Annotated in this window: 17 protein-coding genes; 11 read left to right on the forward strand and 6 right to left on the reverse strand. The window is 71.3% G+C overall.

Going from position 1 to position 17,980, the window contains the following annotated elements; all coding sequences use genetic code 11:
• Positions 1-85 precede the first annotated feature (85 nt).
• The 5 genes from ASH01_RS09615 (at position 86) to ASH01_RS09635 (ending at position 4,291) form a co-directional block, all read left to right on the forward strand.
• Positions 86-1,147, forward strand: coding sequence for an ABC transporter permease (locus tag ASH01_RS09615; RefSeq protein ID WP_020143648.1), 1,062 nt, complete (start codon positions 86-88; stop codon positions 1,145-1,147).
• Between the two features lies 1 nt (position 1,148).
• Entirely contained in the window at positions 1,149-1,964 is an 816-nt protein-coding gene (locus ASH01_RS09620; RefSeq protein ID WP_020143647.1) for an ATP-binding cassette domain-containing protein, read from the forward strand.
• A gap of 13 nt (positions 1,965-1,977) precedes the next feature.
• Positions 1,978-2,391: a universal stress protein gene (locus tag ASH01_RS09625; RefSeq protein WP_056774731.1), complete on the forward strand. Its 414-nt coding sequence runs from the start codon at positions 1,978-1,980 to the stop codon at positions 2,389-2,391.
• Positions 2,392-2,457: 66 nt separating this feature from the next.
• Entirely contained in the window at positions 2,458-3,198 is a 741-nt protein-coding gene (locus ASH01_RS09630; RefSeq protein ID WP_056774733.1) for a GntR family transcriptional regulator, read from the forward strand.
• A 46-nt stretch (positions 3,199-3,244) separates the two neighbouring features.
• Complete coding sequence (locus ASH01_RS09635; protein WP_235509585.1) at positions 3,245-4,291, forward strand: Gfo/Idh/MocA family protein; 1,047 nt, start codon at positions 3,245-3,247, stop codon at positions 4,289-4,291.
• 47 nt (positions 4,292-4,338) lie between these two features.
• On the opposite strand, the gene serS is transcribed toward ASH01_RS09635, so the two are convergent.
• Positions 4,339-5,664 (reverse strand): serine--tRNA ligase, encoded by a 1,326-nt coding sequence (gene serS, locus ASH01_RS09640; RefSeq protein ID WP_056774736.1) that lies wholly within the window; start codon positions 5,662-5,664, stop codon positions 4,339-4,341.
• Positions 5,665-5,858: 194 nt separating this feature from the next.
• Positions 5,859-6,392 carry a hypothetical protein gene (locus tag ASH01_RS09645; RefSeq protein ID WP_056774739.1) on the reverse strand — a complete coding sequence of 178 codons (534 nt, stop codon included), beginning with the start codon at positions 6,390-6,392 and terminating at the stop codon, positions 5,859-5,861.
• A gap of 66 nt (positions 6,393-6,458) precedes the next feature.
• Between ASH01_RS09645 and ASH01_RS09650 the strand changes: the two genes are divergently transcribed.
• Positions 6,459-8,045, forward strand: coding sequence for a catalase (locus tag ASH01_RS09650; protein WP_056774742.1), 1,587 nt, complete (start codon positions 6,459-6,461; stop codon positions 8,043-8,045).
• 85 nt (positions 8,046-8,130) lie between these two features.
• Here ASH01_RS09650 and ASH01_RS09655 read toward each other — a convergent pair whose 3' ends face one another.
• Together ASH01_RS09655 and ASH01_RS09660 are read right to left on the reverse strand one after the other, a co-directional pair.
• Positions 8,131-8,979 (reverse strand): ABC transporter permease subunit, encoded by an 849-nt coding sequence (locus ASH01_RS09655; protein ID WP_056774745.1) that lies wholly within the window; start codon positions 8,977-8,979, stop codon positions 8,131-8,133.
• Positions 8,976-9,875, reverse strand: a complete 900-nt coding sequence (locus tag ASH01_RS09660; protein WP_056774748.1) for an ABC transporter ATP-binding protein — start codon at positions 9,873-9,875, stop codon at positions 8,976-8,978. The genes ASH01_RS09655 and ASH01_RS09660 overlap by 4 nt, the downstream gene beginning before the upstream one ends.
• 186 nt (positions 9,876-10,061) lie before the next feature.
• Here ASH01_RS09660 and ASH01_RS09665 point away from each other — a divergent pair, with 186 nt between their 5' ends.
• From ASH01_RS09665 to ASH01_RS09675, 3 genes are all read left to right on the forward strand, one after another.
• Positions 10,062-11,297: a sensor histidine kinase gene (locus ASH01_RS09665; RefSeq protein WP_200959103.1), complete on the forward strand. Its 1,236-nt coding sequence runs from the start codon at positions 10,062-10,064 to the stop codon at positions 11,295-11,297.
• Positions 11,294-12,007, forward strand: a complete 714-nt coding sequence (locus ASH01_RS09670) for a response regulator (protein WP_056775322.1) — start codon at positions 11,294-11,296, stop codon at positions 12,005-12,007. The genes ASH01_RS09665 and ASH01_RS09670 overlap by 4 nt, the downstream gene beginning before the upstream one ends.
• 294 nt (positions 12,008-12,301) lie before the next feature.
• Positions 12,302-13,960 (forward strand): ABC-F family ATP-binding cassette domain-containing protein, encoded by a 1,659-nt coding sequence (locus ASH01_RS09675; protein ID WP_056774751.1) that lies wholly within the window; start codon positions 12,302-12,304, stop codon positions 13,958-13,960.
• A 23-nt stretch (positions 13,961-13,983) separates the two neighbouring features.
• Here the strand turns inward: ASH01_RS09675 and ASH01_RS09680 are convergent, their stop codons facing one another.
• Together ASH01_RS09680 and ASH01_RS09685 are read right to left on the reverse strand one after the other, a co-directional pair.
• Positions 13,984-14,247 carry a GlsB/YeaQ/YmgE family stress response membrane protein gene (locus tag ASH01_RS09680; RefSeq protein ID WP_056774754.1) on the reverse strand — a complete coding sequence of 88 codons (264 nt, stop codon included), beginning with the start codon at positions 14,245-14,247 and terminating at the stop codon, positions 13,984-13,986.
• Positions 14,248-14,274: 27 nt separating this feature from the next.
• A complete protein-coding gene (locus ASH01_RS09685) occupies positions 14,275-15,207 on the reverse strand; it encodes a YhjD/YihY/BrkB family envelope integrity protein (RefSeq protein ID WP_056774758.1) in 933 nt (310 codons plus the stop codon).
• A 228-nt stretch (positions 15,208-15,435) separates the two neighbouring features.
• Here ASH01_RS09685 and zwf point away from each other — a divergent pair, with 228 nt between their 5' ends.
• Together zwf and ASH01_RS09695 are read left to right on the forward strand one after the other, a co-directional pair.
• Positions 15,436-16,869 carry a glucose-6-phosphate dehydrogenase gene (gene zwf / locus ASH01_RS09690; protein WP_056774761.1) on the forward strand — a complete coding sequence of 478 codons (1,434 nt, stop codon included), beginning with the start codon at positions 15,436-15,438 and terminating at the stop codon, positions 16,867-16,869.
• Positions 16,870-16,952: 83 nt separating this feature from the next.
• The gene (locus ASH01_RS09695; protein ID WP_056774764.1) at positions 16,953-17,972 is read left to right on the forward strand and encodes a hypothetical protein; all 1,020 of its coding nucleotides are present in this window, start codon (positions 16,953-16,955) and stop codon (positions 17,970-17,972) included.
• The last annotated feature ends 8 nt before the right edge of the window (positions 17,973-17,980 follow it).

The following is a 17,980-nucleotide window of genomic DNA, read 5'->3' on the forward strand; positions in this document are numbered from 1 at the left end:
ACCGGGGCGGCCGGCCCGGGCAACCAGGGCCGGCCGCCCTTCCCGCACTCCACTGCTCGCTCGTCAAACCGGATCGGAGAGGTCCATGAGTCAAACCACCAAGACTCCACCCTCGGCACCAGCCGAGGCATCGAACAGGGTCACGCTCGGCTGGTCGAACCGCCTGCTCGCCCGCCCCGAGGTCGGGGCGCTCGTCGCGGCGATCGTCATCTTCGTCTTCTTCCTCATCGTCGCCCCGGCCTTCCGGTCGCCCGCGTCGTTCTTCACCGTGCTCTACCAGTCCTCCACCATCGGCATCGTCGCGGTCGCCGTGGGAATGCTCATGATCGGCGGCGAGTTCGACCTCTCCGCCGGCGTGATCGTCACCACGGCGGGGCTCGTCAACGCGATGTTCTGCTACCAGCTCGGCATCAACCTCATCGTCGGCGCCGTGCTCTCGCTCGTCTTCTGCCTCGCCATCGGCTTCCTCAACGGCTACCTGGTGGTGAGGACCGGCATACCGAGCTTCCTCATCACCCTGGGCACGTTCTTCGTGCTGCAGGGCGCGAACCTCGGGGTCACGAAGCTCGTCACCGGCTCGGTCTCGACGCCCAACATCAACCAGATGGACGGCTACAAGACCCTCGACGCGATCTTCGCCTCGAGCTTCAAGATCGGCAGTGTCACCGTCGAGATCACCGTCCTCTGGTGGTTCCTCTTCGTCGCCCTGTCGGCGTTCATCCTCCAGCGCACCAAGATCGGCAACTGGATCTACGCCGTCGGCGGCAACGCCGACTCGGCCCGTGCCGTCGGCGTCCCGGTCAAGGCCGTCAAGATCGGCCTCTTCATGTCGGTCTCGTTCCTCGGCTGGTTCGTCGGCATGCACACGCTCTACAAGTTCGACACCCTCCAGGCCGGCAACGGCATCGGCAACGAGTTCCTCTACATCATCGCCGCGGTCGTGGGTGGCACGCTGCTCACCGGCGGCTACGGCAACGCCATCGGCGTCGCGATCGGCGCGTTCATCTTCGGCATGACGAGCCTCTGCATCGTCTACGCCGGCTGGGACCCCAACTGGTTCCGGGCCTTCCTCGGCGTCATGCTCCTGCTCGCCGTCATGGTCAACCTCTACGTCAAGAAGCTCTCGACCGCCCGAAAGGTGGGCTGACATGACTGACACCCTGTCCGAGCACGCGGACCCGGAGCTCCACTCGGGCGAGCCGCTCATCGAGATGAAGGACGTCGGCAAGACGTACGGCGCCATCCGCGCCCTCAAGGGCATCAACCTCACGGTGCGCGCCGGCGAGGTGACCTGCGTCCTCGGCGACAACGGCGCCGGCAAGTCGACCCTGATCAAGATCATGGCCGGCCTCCACCCGCACAACGAGGGCACGATGAAGGTCGACGGCAAGGAGGTCAGCTTCTCCTCGCCGCGCGAGTCCCTCGACCACGGCATCGCGACCGTCTACCAGGACCTCGCCGTCGTCTCGCTCATGGAGGTGTGGCGCAACTTCTTCCTCGGCTCCGAGCTGACGAGCGGCAGGGGCCCGTTCGCCACCCTCCGGATCGCCGACATGAAGCGCATCGCCGACGAGGAGCTGCGCAAGATGGGCGTCGTCGTCAAGGACATCAACCAGCCGATCGGAACCCTCTCGGGTGGCCAGCGCCAGTGCGTCGCGATCGCCCGGGCCGTCTACTTCGGCGCCCGCGTGCTCATCCTCGACGAGCCGACCGCGGCCCTCGGCGTCAAGCAGTCCGGCGTCGTGCTCAAGTACACGGCTGCGGCCCGCGACGCCGGCCTCGGCGTCGTCTTCATCACCCACAACCCGCACCACGCCTACCTCGTCGGCAACCACTTCGTCATCCTCAAGCTCGGCCAGGCCGTGCTCGACAAGAAGCGCGCCGACGTCGGTCTCGACGAGCTCACCCGCCAGATGGCCGGCGGCGACGAGCTCACCGAGCTCTCGCACGAGCTGCAGAAGTGAGCGGGGTGGCGTCATGAGCGTCGCCGTCGCCCACCACACCCGCAGCTCGAGCGCGCTCGCGCTCCAGGAGGGAGCCCGCCAGGCGGCATACCGCGGGACCCACCTGCTCGTCGTCCACGTCGTCGAGTCGCTCGACAACGACATCGCGGAGGCCAACAAGGCCGGTATCTCCGATGCCGTCGAGAGCGCGCTCGAGGCCGCATGCCTGCCCGACCTCCAGTGGGACGTGCGCCTCGTCCCCGGGGGCCGGGACATCGCGGACGTCTCCGAGGCGATCCTCGCGACCGTGCACGAGCTCGGTCCGGACCTGCTCGTCATCGGGGCCCGGCGCCGCTCGCCGATGGGCAAGGCCTTCCTCGGCAGCGTCGCGCAGAACATCATCCTCGACGCGGACGTGCCCGTTCTCGTCGTCAAGAGCCCGAGGTGATGACACGAGGGTGTGCTGACATGAACACGTGCGCGCATGGCCGAATCGTCTCGTTAGTCTGCGGCCATGCCCAAGCCCGTTGACGTCCGCATCGACCGCGAGACGCCGGTCCCGCTCTACCACCAGCTGGCCGAGCAGCTGAGCGCGGCGATCGCGGACGGCGTGCTCCAGCCGGGGGACCCGTTCGAGAACGAGGTCGCGATGGCCGACCGGCTCGGCCTGTCGCGACCGACGGTGCGGCGGGCCATCCAGGAGCTCGTCGGGCAGGGCCTCCTGCTCCGGCGGCGAGGTCTCGGCACGACGGTCGCGGGCCGCCAGATCCACCGGCGGGCCGAGCTGACGAGCCTCTACGACGACCTGCGGCGCGAGGGCTCGGGGGACCCTCGCACCCAGGTGCTGACGCACGAGGTGACGACCGACGAGGTCGCGGCGACGGCGATGGGCCTCCCGGCCGACACGCCGTTGCTGCGCCTCGTCCGGCTCCGTCTCGACGGCGACCGGCCGCTCGCGATCCTGCGCAACTGGCTGCCGCCGGCCTACTCCGACATCAGCCGCGAGGACCTCGAGCACGACGGCCTCTACGCCCTGCTCCGCGCTCGCGGCGGCAAGCCCGTCGTGGCCCACCAGCGCATCGGTGCGCGGCAGCCGTCGGCCTCCGAGCGCAAGCACCTGAACCTCACGCCGTCCCAGCCGGTCCTGACGATGTCGCGCACCGCGTTCGACGCCGTCGGCGGCCCCGTCGAGTACGGCGACCACTGCTACCGCGCCCAGGACTACTCCATCGAGGTCATGCTCGACGAGCGCTGACCGCGCCGGGGTCGGTCGCGGCGCCCGACCACCGAGAAGGTATGCCGTGTCGACCCTTTCGCTGCCCACCACCCTCCCCGCCCCACGCCGTCCGTCGCCCGACAGCGTGCCCAGCCTTCGCTGGGGCATCCTCGGCACGGGGTGGATCGCGTCACGCTTCGTCTCGTCGCTCCGGGCCTCGACGACGCAGCAGGTCGTGGCCGTGGGGTCGCGGTCGCAGGCCTCGGCCGACGCCTTCGCCCGGGGTGCGGGTGGGCTGCGGGCGCACGCGAGCCACGAGGCGCTGGTGAGCGACCCGGACGTCGACGTCGTGTACGTCGCGACGCCGCACCACGCGCACCTGGCCGGCGCACTCCTGGCCGTCGGGGCCGGCAAGCACGTCCTCGTCGAGAAGCCGCTGGGTCTCGATGCGTCTGAGGCACAGTCGATCTCGGCTGCTGCAGGGGCCGCCGGCGTCTTCTGCATGGAGGCCCTGTGGTCGCTCTTCCTGCCGCGCTTCGACGTCGTCCGGCAGGTGCTCGACGCCGGCCTCCTCGGCGACGTGCGCACCGTCATCGCCGACCACGGCGAGCACTTCGACCCGCCGCACCGCATCCTCGACCCGGCCATGGCCGGCGGCTCGCTCCTCGACCTCGGCACCTACGTCACGACGCTGGCGACATGGGCGCTCGGCCCGGCCACGCGCGTCCTGGCGTCCGGCGAGTCGACGGCGTCCGGGGTCAACGGCCAGGCCGCGATGCTGTTGACCCATGCCGGCGACGCGACGAGCGTGCTGCACTCGACGCTGCTCACGCGTACGCCCACGGCGGCCACCATCGCCGGGACGGAGGCCACGCTGACCCTGCCCGGACCGTTCTTCATGCCCGGCGACGTCGTCGTCACCTCCGCCGACGGGTCAGGCTCGGTGACGTGGACCGACCCCGAGCCGATCGGCCACGGCGCGCTCTACCACTCGGCCCTCGAGGTGGCCCGCTGCATCGGCGAGGGCCTGCTCGAGTCTCCTCTGCACGACTCAGCGTCGGTCCACGCCAACATGCGTGCCCTCGACGAGGTCACGAGACAGCTCGGCGTCACCTACTCCCCTGCGGTTTGAGGTCATCGCGCGCGCGTCTCGGCGGCGCGCCCACCTCAACCGGGTGGTCAGGACCGCGGCGTCAGGACGTCCATGCCGAGGAAGGGGCGCAGGGCCTCGGGCACGCGGACCGAGCCGTCGGCCTGCTGGTGGTTCTCGAGGATCGCGACGAGCCAGCGCGTCGTGCCCAGCGTGCCGTTGAGCGTCGCGACGGCGCGGGTGCCCGAGCCGTTCGGATCACGCTCGCGGGTGCCCAGCCGGCGCGCCTGGTAGGTCGTGCAGTTCGACGTCGACGACAGCTCGCGGAACTTGCCCTGCGTCGGCACCCAGGCCTCGCAGTCGAACTTGCGAGCCGCCGGACCACCGAGGTCGCCGGCCGCCGTGTCGATGATCCGGTAGGGCACCTCGATCTTGGCGAGCATCTCCTGCTCCCACGCCAGCAGGCGCTGGTGCTCGGCCTCGGCGTCCTCGGGACGGCAGTAGCTGAACATCTCGACCTTGTGGAACTGGTGCACGCGGATGATGCCGCGGGTGTCCTTGCCGTGCGACCCCGCCTCGCGGCGGTAGCAGGCCGACCACCCGGCATACCTCTTCGGGCCGTTCGTCAGGTCGATGATCTCGTCGGAGTGGTAGCCGGCGAGGGCGACCTCCGAGGTGCCGGTGAGATAGAGGTCGTCGGCCTCGAGGTGGTAGACCTCGTCGGCGTGCGCGTCCATGAAGCCGGCGCCGACCATGACCTCCGGGCGCGCGAGCGTCGGCGTGATCATCGGCGTGAAGCCGGACGCGGTCGCCTGGGCCATCGCCATGTTGAGCAGCGCCAGCTCGAGGAGGGCCCCGACGCCGGTGAGGTAGTAGAAGCGCGCGCCACCGACCTTGGCGCCGCGCTCCATGTCGATGGCGCCGAGCTTCTCACCGAGCGCGAGGTGGTCGAGCGGCTCGAAGCCCTCGGCCTCGAAATCCCTTGGCGTTCCAACGGTCTCGAGCACGACGTAGTCGTCCTCACCGCCGACGGGCACACCGTCGATGATGACGTTGCCGACTCGGCGGAGCAGGCGCTCGAGCTCGGCCCCGGCCTCGTCGGCGTCGCTCTCGAGCGACTTGACCTGCTCGCTCAGCGTGCCGGCGCGCGCCCGCGCCTCGTGCGCCACCTTCTCCAGGTGGTCGGCGTCGTCGGCGCCCGACTTCTTCGCCTTCTGGAAGGCACCCATGGCCGCGCCGACCGACTTGCTGACGGTCTTCTGCTCGGCGCGCAGCTTCTCGAAGTCGCCGAGGGACGATCGACGGCGCTCGTCGGCAGCGAGGATCGCGTCCACGATCCCCGGGTCCTCACCACGGGCCTGTTGCGAGGCGCGGACCCGGTCGGGTTCGTCGCGCACGAGCTTGATGTCGATCACGCGGGTCAGCCTATCCGCGCGCCCCGCGGACCCACGACCGAGATCCCGCCGGACCCCCACCCTCCCCACCTCGAGTGAGCGCTTGACCACACACGACTGAGCACTCCGTCCCATCCGTCGCGTGACGCGTGGGGCGGCGCGCTCGCTCGACTGTTACGGAGCGCTCACTCGAGTGGGGCGGGGCGCTCACTCGACTATTCGGGGCGGATGAGGGCGTATGCCGTCACGGCGTCGGCCGGGAGGCCGCGGACGTCGATCTGGACGCGCCCGGACGGCAGCCCGAGGTGCACGGTCCGCTGCACGGCGCCGTCGCACGCGAAGGGGCGGGAGTAGAGCGGCTCGCCGTGGCCCCACGTGCCGGGCGCGGCATCGTAGACGGCGTAGCTCGAGCCCTCCGTGGCCCGACCGGCGGCGCACGCGACCTCGACCGTGTAGGTGCGCCCCTCGGCGACCGGCACGCCGGGGACGTTGCGGAACGCCTTGCCCGAGCCCTGCTTGCTCACGACCACCCGCGCCACCTCACCGGCCACCGGCGGAGGCACCGTCACGACGGGTGGTGGCCCGGGGTCGATGGGCGTCAGGGAGACCTCGGGCGTCGCGGTCCCCGCGGGCACGCCAACCGTGGGCGACACGCGCACGCCTCCGTCGGTCGTGCACCCGGCAGCCAGCAGGGCCGTGGCCAGCGCGGCCACCACCGGTACGGCCTCGACGACACGGCGCAGCCTCATGACCCGACTCTAGGACCGGCGGAGCCGACTGGGTATGGCCCCTGTACAGACGTCGAAGGAGCAGACATGAGTGAGAGCACGAAGTCCCGCGAGTCCATCGAGACGGCCCCGAGCGAGGAGGCGCGACTCGGGTCGCACACCGAGACCGGAGCACCGGCGCCGAGTGACCGCAACTCGCTCACGGTCGGCCCGGACGGCCCGATCCTGCTGCACGACCACCACTTCCTCAACCAGATGGCGCACTTCAACCGCGAGCGCATCCCGGAGCGCAACGTCCACGCCAAGGGCTCCGGCGCGTTCGGCACCTTCGAGACCACCGAGGACGTGTCGGCCTACACCAAGGCCGCGCTCTTCCAGAAGGGCGCCAGCACCGAGATGCTCGCGCGCTTCTCGACGGTCGCCGGCGAGCAGGGCAGCCCCGACACGTGGCGCGACCCGCGCGGCTTCGCGCTGAAGTTCTACACGACCGAGGGCAACTACGACCTCGTCGGCAACAACACCCCGGTCTTCTTCATCCGCGACACGATGAAGTTCCCGCACTTCATCCGCAGCCAGAAGCGCCGCGGCGGCTCGGGGCTGCGCGACAACCACATGCAGTGGGACTTCTGGAGCCTCAACCCGGAGTCGGCGCACCAGGTCACCTACCTCATGGGCGACCGCGGCATCCCGAAGACGTTCCGCCACATGAACGGCTACGGCAGCCACACCTTCCTCTGGGTCAACGGGGCCGGCGACAAGCACTGGGTCAAGTACCACTTCCACAGCAACCAGGGCGTCGAGGGCCTGACCGGCGCCGAGGCCGAGCGCATCGCCGGTCAGGACGCCGACCACCACCGCCGCGACCTCCACGACGCCATCGAGGCGGGCGACTTCCCGAGCTGGACGCTGTCGATCCAGGCCATGCCCTACGAGGACGCGAAGACCTACCACCTCAACCCGTTCGACCTGACGAAGGTGTGGCCGCACCGCGACTACCCGCTCATCAAGGTCGGCACGATGACGCTGAACCGCAACCCCGACAACTTCTTCGCCCAGATCGAGCAGGCGGCCTTCGAGCCGTCGGCCGTCGTGCCGGGCATCGGCTTCTCGCCCGACAAGATGCTGCTCGGCCGCGTCTTCGCCTACAGCGACACGCACCGCTACCGGATCGGCCCGAACTATCTCCAGCTGCCGGTCAACCGTCCGCGCGTCGAGGGCCTCAACACCTACACGCAGGACGGCCCGATGGCCTACGACCACCACGGCGACCTGCCCGTCTACGCCCCCAACAGCGAGGGCCGCGGCTACGCCGACGAGGTCGGTGAGGTCGAGGAGGGCTGGGAGACCGACGGCGCCATGGTGCGCCAGGCCTACACGCTGCGCGAGGACGACGACGACTTCAGCCAGGCGGGCCTGCTCGTCCGCGAGGTCTGGGACGACGCACAGCGAGAGGCGTTCACCGAGACGGTGGCCGGCCACCTTCTCGGCGGCGTGAAGTCCCCGGTCCTCGAGCGCGCCTTCGACTACTGGAAGAGCGTCGACGCCGAGACGGGCAAGCAGATCGAGGAGCTCGTCCGCGCCGGCCTCGGCGGCGCCAACCCGGGCGGAGACGCCGACGACGCCAAGGTCGTCAACGACCCGATCGTCGAGACGAAGACGAACGCGGCCAACTGACAAGGCCTTTCGCCCCAGCAACACGCAGAGGTATGCCGTGTGCCCCCGTCAGGCACACGGCATACCTCTTGTTCGTGGTCAGGTGCTACTTCACCTCGGCGCGGGTCAGGCGCCAGATGCCGACAGCCAGGGGCGCGACGACCCAGACGGCGACCGAGGTGGCGAGGTGGGCCCACTGGGCACCCGTCAGCGATCCCTCGAAGAGCGGCTGCATCGTCTGGTTCATGTCGAGCCAGGTCGCGGCGTCGCCCAGCCACGAGACCATCGAGCCGAGGATCGACCACGCGGTCGGCAGGACGAAGAAGACGACGACCGCGGCGGGCGTGTTCTTGAAGAGCATGCCGAAACCGACACCCTGGGCGATGCCGAGCAGCACGTAGCCGCCGGCGCCGAGGAGCACGAGCGCGTCCGTGGACCAGTCGCCGGTGATGCCGCGGAAGGTGATCGCGGCCTGGTGCGCGAGGGCGGCCAGCACGAGCGACAGCGCGAAGGCGCAGACGCCGACGAGGAGCGCAGAGAGGAGCTTGGCCCACGCGATGCGCATGCGGCGCGGTTCGAGACCGAAGGTGACGAGGCCGGTGCGCTGGCTCCACTCGGACGTCACGGCGAGGATGCCGACGACCGGGAGGATGAGCGCCATCGGCATCGTCGTGGCCTGGAGGTACTCGCCGAAGGCGTGCTGGCCACCCTCGTTGAAGAACATGATCGTCAGCGCGACCGCGATGATGGCGCCGATGCCGATGAGGAGCCAGCGGCCTGCCCTGGTGTCGAGCATCTTGCGCAGCTCGACGTGGACGAGACGGCCGAAGGGCACCCCGGTCGTGGGACGCGTGCCGGCGATGCGGCTCGGCACCTTGGCGTGGGTCGGCAGGGCCGACTCGGCGTTCTTGGAGACGGGAGCCGCGGTGGGCGTCGTCGTGGTCGTGGCGGTCATGCCGCCACCTCCTCTCGGGCGGCGTCGGCCGTGAGGTCGAGGAACATCTCCTCGAGGCCCCGGCTGTCGGCGCCGCGCAGCTCGGTCAGGACGATCTGGTGGGCGACGGCGACGCGGCCGACGGCGATCGGCTCGGCCTCGACCTGCAGGCCGCCCGTCGGGGTGCGCTGGGCGACGATCGAGGCCTCGGCGAGCGCGGCCAGGAGGGCGTCGTCGTCGGTGGAGCGGGTGTAGGTGCCGGCCCCGGCGAGCAGCTCGTCCTTGGTGCCGTGGGCGACGATCTTGCCGTGGCCGATGACGATGATCTCGTCGGCGACGCGCTCGATCTCGTTGAGCAGGTGCGAGCTGAGCAGCACCGTGCCGCCCTCGTTGGCGTAACCGCGCAGGAGGTCACGCATCCAGCGGATCCCGGCGGGGTCGAGACCGTTGGCCGGCTCGTCGAGGATGAGCACCTCGGGGTCGCCGAGCAGCGCGTGCGCGATGCCGAGCCGCTGGCGCATGCCGAGGGAGTAGTTGCGCACCCGGCGGTTCGCCTCCTTCTCGGTGAGGCCGACGAGCTCGACCATCTCGTCGACGCGGTGCTTGCCGACACCCATGAGGATGGCGCCGAGTGTCAGCACCTCGCGGCCGGTGCGGCCGGCGTGCTGCGCGGAGGCGTCGAGCAGGAGGCCGACGTGGCGGCCGGGGTTCGGCAGGGCGGCATACGGCTTGCCGAGCACCGTGGCCCGTCCTGACGTGGCGGGCGTCAGGCCGGCCATGACGCGCATCGCGGTCGTCTTGCCCGCGCCGTTGGGGCCGAGGAAGCCGGTGACGAGGCCCGGCTTGACGTCGAAGGAGACGTCGTCGACGGCCGTGAACGGGCCGTAGCGCTTGGTGAGTCGTTCCACTGTGATCATGGGCTCCACCCTCCCGGGAGAGGCGGTGGTCGCACATCCGTCACAAGCCTGATTCCGACCCCTACCTAGGTCGCACCCGACCCTGACCGGAGTCAGGGTCCGTGCTCAGGGTCGGACCCCGTCGGCGGTCGCGGACGAGACCTTGGTCGGATGCCGTCGCGCCCGGTCGGCGCCTACGCTGGCCGGGTGCCGCTGCCCCGGATCGCCCGCACCCGACGGGGCCACGTGTGGGGTGAGACGTGGCGGCTCGGGGTCGCCTTCCTCTTCGGACTCGCTCTCTGGGGCGCCGTGCAGGCGCAGCTCGACCAACGCCACGTGGAGCCGACGTTCGGCAAGGACTGGCTCCTCGTCGACCTCGCGATCGGGCTCGGCTCGACGACGCTGCTGCTGTGGCGCCGCCGCTGGCCGCTCGCCGTCGCCGTCGTCACGGCGGCCCTCTCCGGGATCTCCTCCGTCGCGATCGGTGCGTCCGTCGTGGCGCTCGTGTCCCTGTCGACGCGCCGCCACTGGCGCGAGATCGCGGTCGTCCTCGTGCCGTGGATGGTGGCGGGCTGGTCGCACTCGATGGTCTACCCGACCGAGGACCAGGTCGTCACCCTGCCGAACGTCATCATCGGCCTGCTCAGCTATGCCGTCAGCGTCGCGATCGGCTGGGCCATCGGCGAGCGCCGCGCCTTCGTCGCCTCGCTCCACGAACGGGCCCTGACCGCCGAGCGCGAGCAGGCGATGCGCGTCGTCCAGGCGCAGGTCGCAGAGCGGGCCCGGATCGCGCGCGAGATGCACGACGTCCTCGCACACCGGATCTCCCTGGTGGCCATGCACTCCGGCGCCCTCGCCTACCGCACCGACCTGACGCCCGAGCAGGTCTCCGAGACGGCCGAGGTGGTCCGCGAGAGCGCCAACGAGGCCCTGACCGAGCTGCGGGCCGTGCTCGGGGTGCTCCGCGACGTGCCCGGCTCGGGGGCTCCCGCCGACGGCACGCCCCAGCCGCCGCAGCCGACGCTCGCCGACCTCGAGGCGCTCGTCGCCGAGGCACGCTCGGGCGGCACGACGGTCCGGCTCGACCGGTCGGGTGACCTCGAGCGTGTGCCCGAGCAGGTGTCGCGCGGCGCCTACCGGATCGTGCAGGAGGGCCTGACGAACGCCCGCAAGCACGCCCCTGGCGCGGCCGTCCGGGTCACCGTGGCCACCGCCCCGGAGGGCGGCCTCGACGACGAGGCCGTCCGCGTGACGGTGCGCAACACGGTCCCGCGCGGAGGCGGGGACGCAGCGGACGGCATACGCCAGGACGTCACGGTGGGAGCCGGGCTGGGGCTGCTCGGGCTCACGGAGCGGGCCGTCCTCGCCGGGGGCGAGCTGACCTACGGTCCCGACCGCGCGGGCGACTTCGTCCTCACGGCCCGGCTACCGTGGTCGCGATGACCGGGGACCCATGGCGTACGCGCGTCGTGATCGTCGACGACGACGCGCTCGTGCGTGCCGGGCTGAGGATGATCCTCGGTGGGGCACCCGACCTCGACGTCGTCGCGGAGGCGGGTGACGGCATCGCGGGTGAGCGCGTCGTCGACGAGCACCGGCCCGACGTCGTCCTCATGGATATCCGGATGCCGCGCCGGGACGGCCTCGAGACGACGAGAGCGCTGCTGTCCGAAGGCGCCCGGGCCGTCCGCGGTGCGCGCGGCGACGACCTCAAGGTCATCGTCCTGACGACCTTCGACGCCGACGACATGGTCGTGCAGGCGCTGCGGGCCGGCGCGCACGGCTTCCTGCTCAAGGACACCGAGCCGCGACGGCTCGTCGAGGCGGTGCGCCTCGTCGCCACCGGCGAGCCGATCCTGTCGCCGAGCGTCACCGCGACCCTCATGGCCCACGTCGCGACCGGCGGAGGAGCCGTGGCGGACGCCGGCGACCGCCGCCGCGCCGACGCCGAGGCCCGCCTGGCGACCCTCACCGACCGCGAGCGCGAGGTGGCCCTCGCCATCGGCCGCGGACTGTCCAACGCCGACATCTCGCGCGAGCTCTACCTCTCCGTGCCGACCGTCAAGGCCCACGTGTCGCGCGTCCTCGACAAGCTCGGCGCCGACAACCGCGTCCAGATCGCCATCGTCGTCCACGACGCCGCCCTCCCCTGAGCCCGGCGCGACAACTCCGCCCGGGCGGACCTGGCGCGCGCCGGAAGCCCGCCTGACCACCACAACTCCGCCCGGGCGGACCTGGCGCGCCCCGGAAGCCGCCTGACCACCACAACTCCGCCCGGGCGGGGTCGAGTTGCCCGAGCGCGACGGAAAAGGGCTGGACGCGAGCCCTGGGCGCCGCGTACCTTCTCTCCCGTGTGGATCTCCTGATGCCTCGAGCCCGCCCGCCGCTGACCTGACGACGACCGTCTGACGTCACCCGCGGGGCCCTGCCGACCATCAAGGACCCCCATGTCTTCCACCCTCACCATCTCCGGACTGGACGTCGCCTTCGGGGCACGCACCCTCTTCTCCGGTCTCGACCTGACCCTCGCCGACGGCGACGTGCTCGCCGTCGTCGGCCCCAACGGGTCGGGCAAGTCGACGCTCATGCGCACCATCGTCGGCGAGCTGCCGATCGAGGCCGGCTCGATCCGTCTCGCCCCGCGCGACGCGACGGTCGGCTGGCTCCCGCAAGTCGTGCCCGACCCGTCGGAGACCCTCCTGACGTATGCCCGTCGACGCACCGGCGTCACGGCGGCCGACACCGAGCTCGAGGCCGCGTCCGCCGCGATCGCTGCCGGCGACGAGGGCAGCGAGGACCGCTACGCCGCCGCCCTCGAGCGCTGGCTCGCGCTCGGGGCCGCCGACCTCGACGAGCGGCTGCCCGAGGCGGCCGCCCGCGTCGGGCTCGACGTCGCGTCCAACCGTCCCCTCGGCACCCTGTCCGGCGGGCAGGCCGCGCGGGCCTGCCTCGTCGCCGTGCTGCTCAGCCAGTACGACGTGCTGCTCCTCGACGAGCCGACGAACGACCTCGACGCCCGCGGGCTCACCCTCGTGGCCGACTTCGTCGCCGCGCACGAGGGCCCGATCCTCGTCGCCAGCCATGACCGCACCTTCCTCGACGCGGTCGCCACCGGCGTCGTCGAGCTCGACGTCAAGCAGCAGCGCATCGGCCACTACACCGGCGGCTGGAGCAGCTTCGTCGCGCAGCGCGAGCTCGCCCGCGCCCACGCGTGGGAGGCGTACGAGGGGTATGCCGCCGAGCGGGACTCGCTGCTCGCGCAGTCCCGGCAGCGGCACGACTGGGCCGACCGGGGGCGGCGCAATGTCGCGCTCGGCAAGGAGCCTGACAAGCACATCCGCGAGAAGCACAAGGCCAGGGCCGACCGTCAGGCCGCGAAGGGCGGCCGCCTCGAGCGGGCCGCTGATCGACTCGACGCGGTGGAGCAACCACGCAAGGAGTGGCAGCTGCGCTACGCCATCACCGAGGGCCGGCCCTCCGCCGATGTCGTGGCCACGCTCTCCGACGCGGTCGTCGAGCGGCACGGCTTCCGGCTCGGCCCGGTCAGCCTCGTCGTCGGCCGCGGCGACCGCATCGCGCTCGTCGGCGACAACGGCTCGGGCAAGACGACGCTGCTCGGCGCCCTGCTCGGTGACCTGCCCCTCACGTCCGGTCGCCAGAGCCTGGGCACGCGTGTGGCCGTCGGCGTCATCGACCAGCGCCGGCACCTGCTCGACGACGACGCCTCGGTGCTCGAGGTCGTGCGGCGCGAGCTCGGGACCCACCCGAGGTCGGGGAGCGAGTGGCCGGTCGCGGAGGTGCGCACCCTCCTCGCGAAGTTCGGGCTCGGGTCCGAGCACGTCTCACGTCCGGCCCGGAGCCTGTCGATGGGAGAGCGGACGCGAGCGCTCATGGCCCTCTTCCAGGGTCGTGAGGTCAACGTCCTCGTGCTCGACGAGCCGACGAACCACCTCGACGTCGACGCCATCGAGCAGCTCGAGGCCGCCGTGGCGGCCTTCGGAGGGACCGTGCTCGTCGTGAGCCACGACGAGAGCCTGCTCGACGGCATACGCCTGACCCACCGGTGGGTCGTCACGCGCGGACGCGTCCGCGTCGAGAGCCTTTGACCGGACCTGCGGCAGAGGCTCGGTCAGCGGGTGACGCTGCGGGTGCGGCTCCAGCGCCACACGGCCGTCACGACGACGGCGCCGACGATCGAGCCGATGATGCCGCTCGGTCGCAGCGCGAGGCCGTCGCCCGCGATGAGGCTCGCGAGGAGACCACCGACGAACGAGCCCACGAGGCCCGCGACGATGGCCATCGTCCAGTCGATGCTCTTGCCCTCGCGACCCAGGATGAGCTGGGCGGCGGCGCCGACGAGCATGCCGAAGAGGATCATGCCGATGATGAGCATGGGCCGAGCATAGAGGCACCAGACGCCTCAGACCGTGGTGTCGCCCGAATCATCTGGCTTCTCGGTGGTCCGTTCGGTGGTCCGTTCGGTGGCACGTTCGGCGGCCCTCTCGATGGCCGGCTCGATCGAGAAGTCCAACGACGCGTCGAAGTCCAGGTCGAACGTCGGGTCCTGGTGGCGTAGCCACACCCGGTTGAGGATGGCGCAGCCCACGATGAGCTGACCGGCGACGAGGAGCCAGACGAGCACGGCACCGGCGACGCCGAGCGAGCCGTAGAGCGCCGACGAGTGCTCGATCCGGGCCGGGAGGTAGACGCGGCTGATGACGTGGAGGGTCGCGAGCCCCACCCCGAAGAGCAGGCCGCCGGGCACGAGGTCCAGCCAGGACCGACGCCGGTCGGGCAGGTGGAGGGTGATGAGCACCCACCCGGCGCCGGAGATCCCCGCCTGGCAGACGAAGGACAGCAGGATGCCGCCGGGCAGGAGGTTGTCGAGACTCGTGACGAGCGCGGCACCGAGGAAGATGCCCAGCCAGGCCGCCCCGAAGACGAGCGTCGCCCCCAGCACCTCGCGCTGCGTGCGTCGCGGCACCCGGGCGTCCCACACGTGCGCGTTGACGATGACGAGGTTGCGCATCAGGGTTCGCGTCGTCCACAGCGAGAGGAAGAGACCGACGAGCACGGCCACCCACCACGAGCGGGTGGACTCCTCGAGGGCGACGGTGATCTGTTGCCGCAGGGTGCTCGTCACCCCCGTGACGGCGACGGCGTCCTCGGCCGCACCGGGGATCGCGCGGCTGAGTCCCGCCACCAGGCCGGACACGAGCAGGGCGAGCGGGAGCAGCCACAGGAAGGTGCGGAACGCGACGGCGCTGGCGAGCAGCATGCCCTGGCGGGCGACGTAGAGGGCCGCCATCTCCAGGGGCACCTTCGCCGCGGGAATGCGGCGGGAGAGCTCCATGTACTTCCGGGCATACCGGGACGCGGTGTCCTCCCCTCGTGACCGCAGACGCGCCAGACGACCTGACGCGGGCTCCACCGCGCCCCCGTCGGCCTCCAGGTCTGCGTCGTGCCCGGCCCCGTGTGCCATGGCTGAGGTTCCCACGGCGAGCGCCCCAGTGGTGGGTCTTCGCCCGACCGGTCCGGACCGCACCTCCCGCTGGCGCCCGATCTGCGCCACGCTGGACCCATGCCAGCCACCACGGTCGTCCTCTTCGGCGCCACCGGAGACCTCGCCAGGCGCAAGCTGCTCCCGGGCATGCTGCACCTGCACGAGTCCCAGCTCCTCGAGGGCCTGCGCATCGTCGCGACCTCGCTCGACGAGCTGAGCCGCGAGGAGTTCCTCGACCTCGTCCTCGCGTCGGTGCGCGAGCACAGCAGCCACAACGTGAGCGACGACGACCTGCGCGAGTTCGCCGAGCGGATCCACTGGGTGCCGGGCAGCTCCGGGCCGCAAGGGATCCGGGCCGCCGTCGACGAGTCGGAGGCGATCCTCGGACCCGACGCACGACGGCTGCACTACCTCTCGGTGCCGCCCAAGGCCGCCCTCGCCGTCGTGCACCAGCTCGCCGAAGCCGGTCTCGTCGAACGCAGCCGGATCATCATGGAGAAGCCCTTCGGCACCGACCTCGAGAGCGCCCGCAAGCTCAACGCCGAGCTCCACGAGGTCTTCGATGAGGAGCAGATCTTCCGCATCGACCACTTCCTCGGCAAGGAGGCGGCCCAGAACATCCTCGCCTTCCGCTTCGCCAACGGCCTCTTCGAGCCGATCTGGCACCGCAACCACATCGACCACATCCAGATCGACGTCCCGGAGACGCTCGGCCTCGCGCAGCGCGCGGACTTCTACGAGAGCACTGGCGCCTACCGCGACATGGTCGTCACGCACCTCTTCCAGGTGCTCGCCTTCACCGCGATGGAGCCGCCGACGGCGCTCGAGCCGCACGCCATCAGCGAGGAGAAGAACAAGGTCTTCCGGTCGATGTCGCCGATCGAGCCGCACGACGTCGTGCGCGGGCAGTACGTCGGCTATCGCGACGTCCCCGGCGTCAGGCACGACAGCCAGACCGAGACCTTCGTCGCGCTCAAGTGCTTCGTCGACAACTGGCGCTGGGCGGGGGTGCCCTTCTACCTGCGCACCGGCAAGCGGCTGGCTGAGGGCGCGCGCATCATCTCGATCGCCTTCAAAGAGCCGCCGCGCTCGATGTTCCCGGCAGGATCGGGCGTCGGCGACAACGGCCCCGACCACCTGACCTTTGACCTCGCCGACCGGTCACGCATGTCGCTCTCCTTCTACGGCAAGCGACCCGGGCCCGGGATGAAGCTCGACAAGCTCTCGATGCAGTTCTCCATGGGCGAGACCGACTGGGCCGGAGCGGTGCTCGAGGCGTACGAGCGGCTCATCTACGACGCCGCCCGCGGCGACCGCACCCTCTTCACGTCGGCCGACGGCATCGAACGCCTCTGGGAGATCAGCCAGCCGCTCCTCGACAACCCGCCGATCGTGCGCCCCTACGACCCGGGCACGTGGGGCCCCAACCAGATCCACCAGCTCGTCGCACCCTTCACGTGGCGCCTGCCCTTCGAGCGGCGCTGGCGCGACCCCAACACGACCGGCGCCTGAGCCCAACCAGGAGGTCGTAATTCGGCTGCGCGGGCCGGGAGCCCGCGAGCACACTGGGGTGGCCCGCTAACGATGGAGCCGCCATGGTGCCCACACGTCTGGTCAGGGCCGCGACCGCCGCGACCACTGCTGCTGTCGCGACCGCTGCCGCAGGCCTCCTCGCGGCCTGCGGGAGCTCGGTCGGCACGCCGAACCCGGGCCCCGCGCCGGGACCGGGCACGGCTGCCGTCGGCTCGGCGACGTCGGCCGCCGCTGACGGGCTGACCTCCACCGCTCCGTCGACGGCCTCCGGGTCAGGCTCTCCGACCGAAGCGGCCTTCCTGCCGGGCGCTCCGGTGTGGTGGTCCGGCTTCGAGATCGAGCTCGTCTCCGCCCGCCTCGACGAGCAGACCCGGCTGCTCGAGGTGCAGGCGAAACTGACGAACACGTCGTCCGTCGACACCAACCTCGGCGCCACGAGAGCCGAGATCTCGGTCGGCTCCCCCGACCACGTGACGGCGTGGGACACGGCCTCCGACACCATCCCGCACGGCACGACGCTGCCCAGCACCCTGCGCTTTCCCTCGGTGCCGGACGACTTCGACCTGACCGCGGCCCAGCTCGTCCTCGGCGGCGAGGGCGACCACCAGGCCGTCTTCGCCCTCGGCGACCCGAAGGCCAACGCGACGGCCGTCGCGACCCGCCCGCGCGACGTCCCGGCGACCGTCGTCATCAGCAACGCCCACACGGGCGCCAGGTTCGAGTCGCGCGACGTCAGCCTCCTGGCGGCGGCGTGCTCGGGTCCGAACCCGGTCGACGTGACCTATGTGCCCCTGGCCTCCGACCAGCTCGTCCTCGAGCTCGTCGGGACGATCCAGTCGCCGTCGCGATCGGTGGGCGGCGTCGCGGCACAGCGCGCGATGGCCAGCCCAGCCGGAAGCACCGCGGCGGTCGCCGAGCCCGGGATGAGCCTCGTCCTTGGCGTCGACGCCCCACCCGTGCGCCGACTGCACCTGTGCTTCCCCATCTCGGCCGACACGCACGGGCGGGTGGACCTGACCTTCGACACCCGGCTCGTCGGCGAGGATTTCGTCACCGCGACAGGCTCCGTCCAGCTGCCCTGACCCGCCCG

Origin of the sequence: Terrabacter sp. Soil811 (assembly GCF_001429655.1) — a bacterium.
Classification (GTDB): domain Bacteria; phylum Actinomycetota; class Actinomycetes; order Actinomycetales; family Dermatophilaceae; genus Terrabacter.

Coding starts and splice junctions, on each gene's coding strand:
- ASH01_RS09615 (WP_020143648.1), top strand. CDS start 86: ATGAGTCAAACCACCAAGACTCCACCCTCGGCACCAGCCGAGGCATCG.
- ASH01_RS09620 (WP_020143647.1), top strand. CDS start 1,149: ATGACTGACACCCTGTCCGAGCACGCGGACCCGGAGCTCCACTCGGGC.
- ASH01_RS09625 (WP_056774731.1), top strand. CDS start 1,978: ATGAGCGTCGCCGTCGCCCACCACACCCGCAGCTCGAGCGCGCTCGCG.
- ASH01_RS09630 (WP_056774733.1), top strand. CDS start 2,458: ATGCCCAAGCCCGTTGACGTCCGCATCGACCGCGAGACGCCGGTCCCG.
- ASH01_RS09645 (WP_056774739.1), bottom strand. CDS start 6,392: ATGAGGCTGCGCCGTGTCGTCGAGGCCGTACCGGTGGTGGCCGCGCTG.
- ASH01_RS09650 (WP_056774742.1), top strand. CDS start 6,459: ATGAGTGAGAGCACGAAGTCCCGCGAGTCCATCGAGACGGCCCCGAGC.
- ASH01_RS09655 (WP_056774745.1), bottom strand. CDS start 8,979: ATGACCGCCACGACCACGACGACGCCCACCGCGGCTCCCGTCTCCAAG.
- ASH01_RS09660 (WP_056774748.1), bottom strand. CDS start 9,875: ATGATCACAGTGGAACGACTCACCAAGCGCTACGGCCCGTTCACGGCC.
- ASH01_RS09670 (WP_056775322.1), top strand. CDS start 11,294: ATGACCGGGGACCCATGGCGTACGCGCGTCGTGATCGTCGACGACGAC.
- ASH01_RS09675 (WP_056774751.1), top strand. CDS start 12,302: ATGTCTTCCACCCTCACCATCTCCGGACTGGACGTCGCCTTCGGGGCA.
- ASH01_RS09680 (WP_056774754.1), bottom strand. CDS start 14,247: ATGCTCATCATCGGCATGATCCTCTTCGGCATGCTCGTCGGCGCCGCC.
- ASH01_RS09685 (WP_056774758.1), bottom strand. CDS start 15,207: ATGGAGCTCTCCCGCCGCATTCCCGCGGCGAAGGTGCCCCTGGAGATG.
- zwf (WP_056774761.1), top strand. CDS start 15,436: ATGCCAGCCACCACGGTCGTCCTCTTCGGCGCCACCGGAGACCTCGCC.
- ASH01_RS09695 (WP_056774764.1), top strand. CDS start 16,953: ATGGTGCCCACACGTCTGGTCAGGGCCGCGACCGCCGCGACCACTGCT.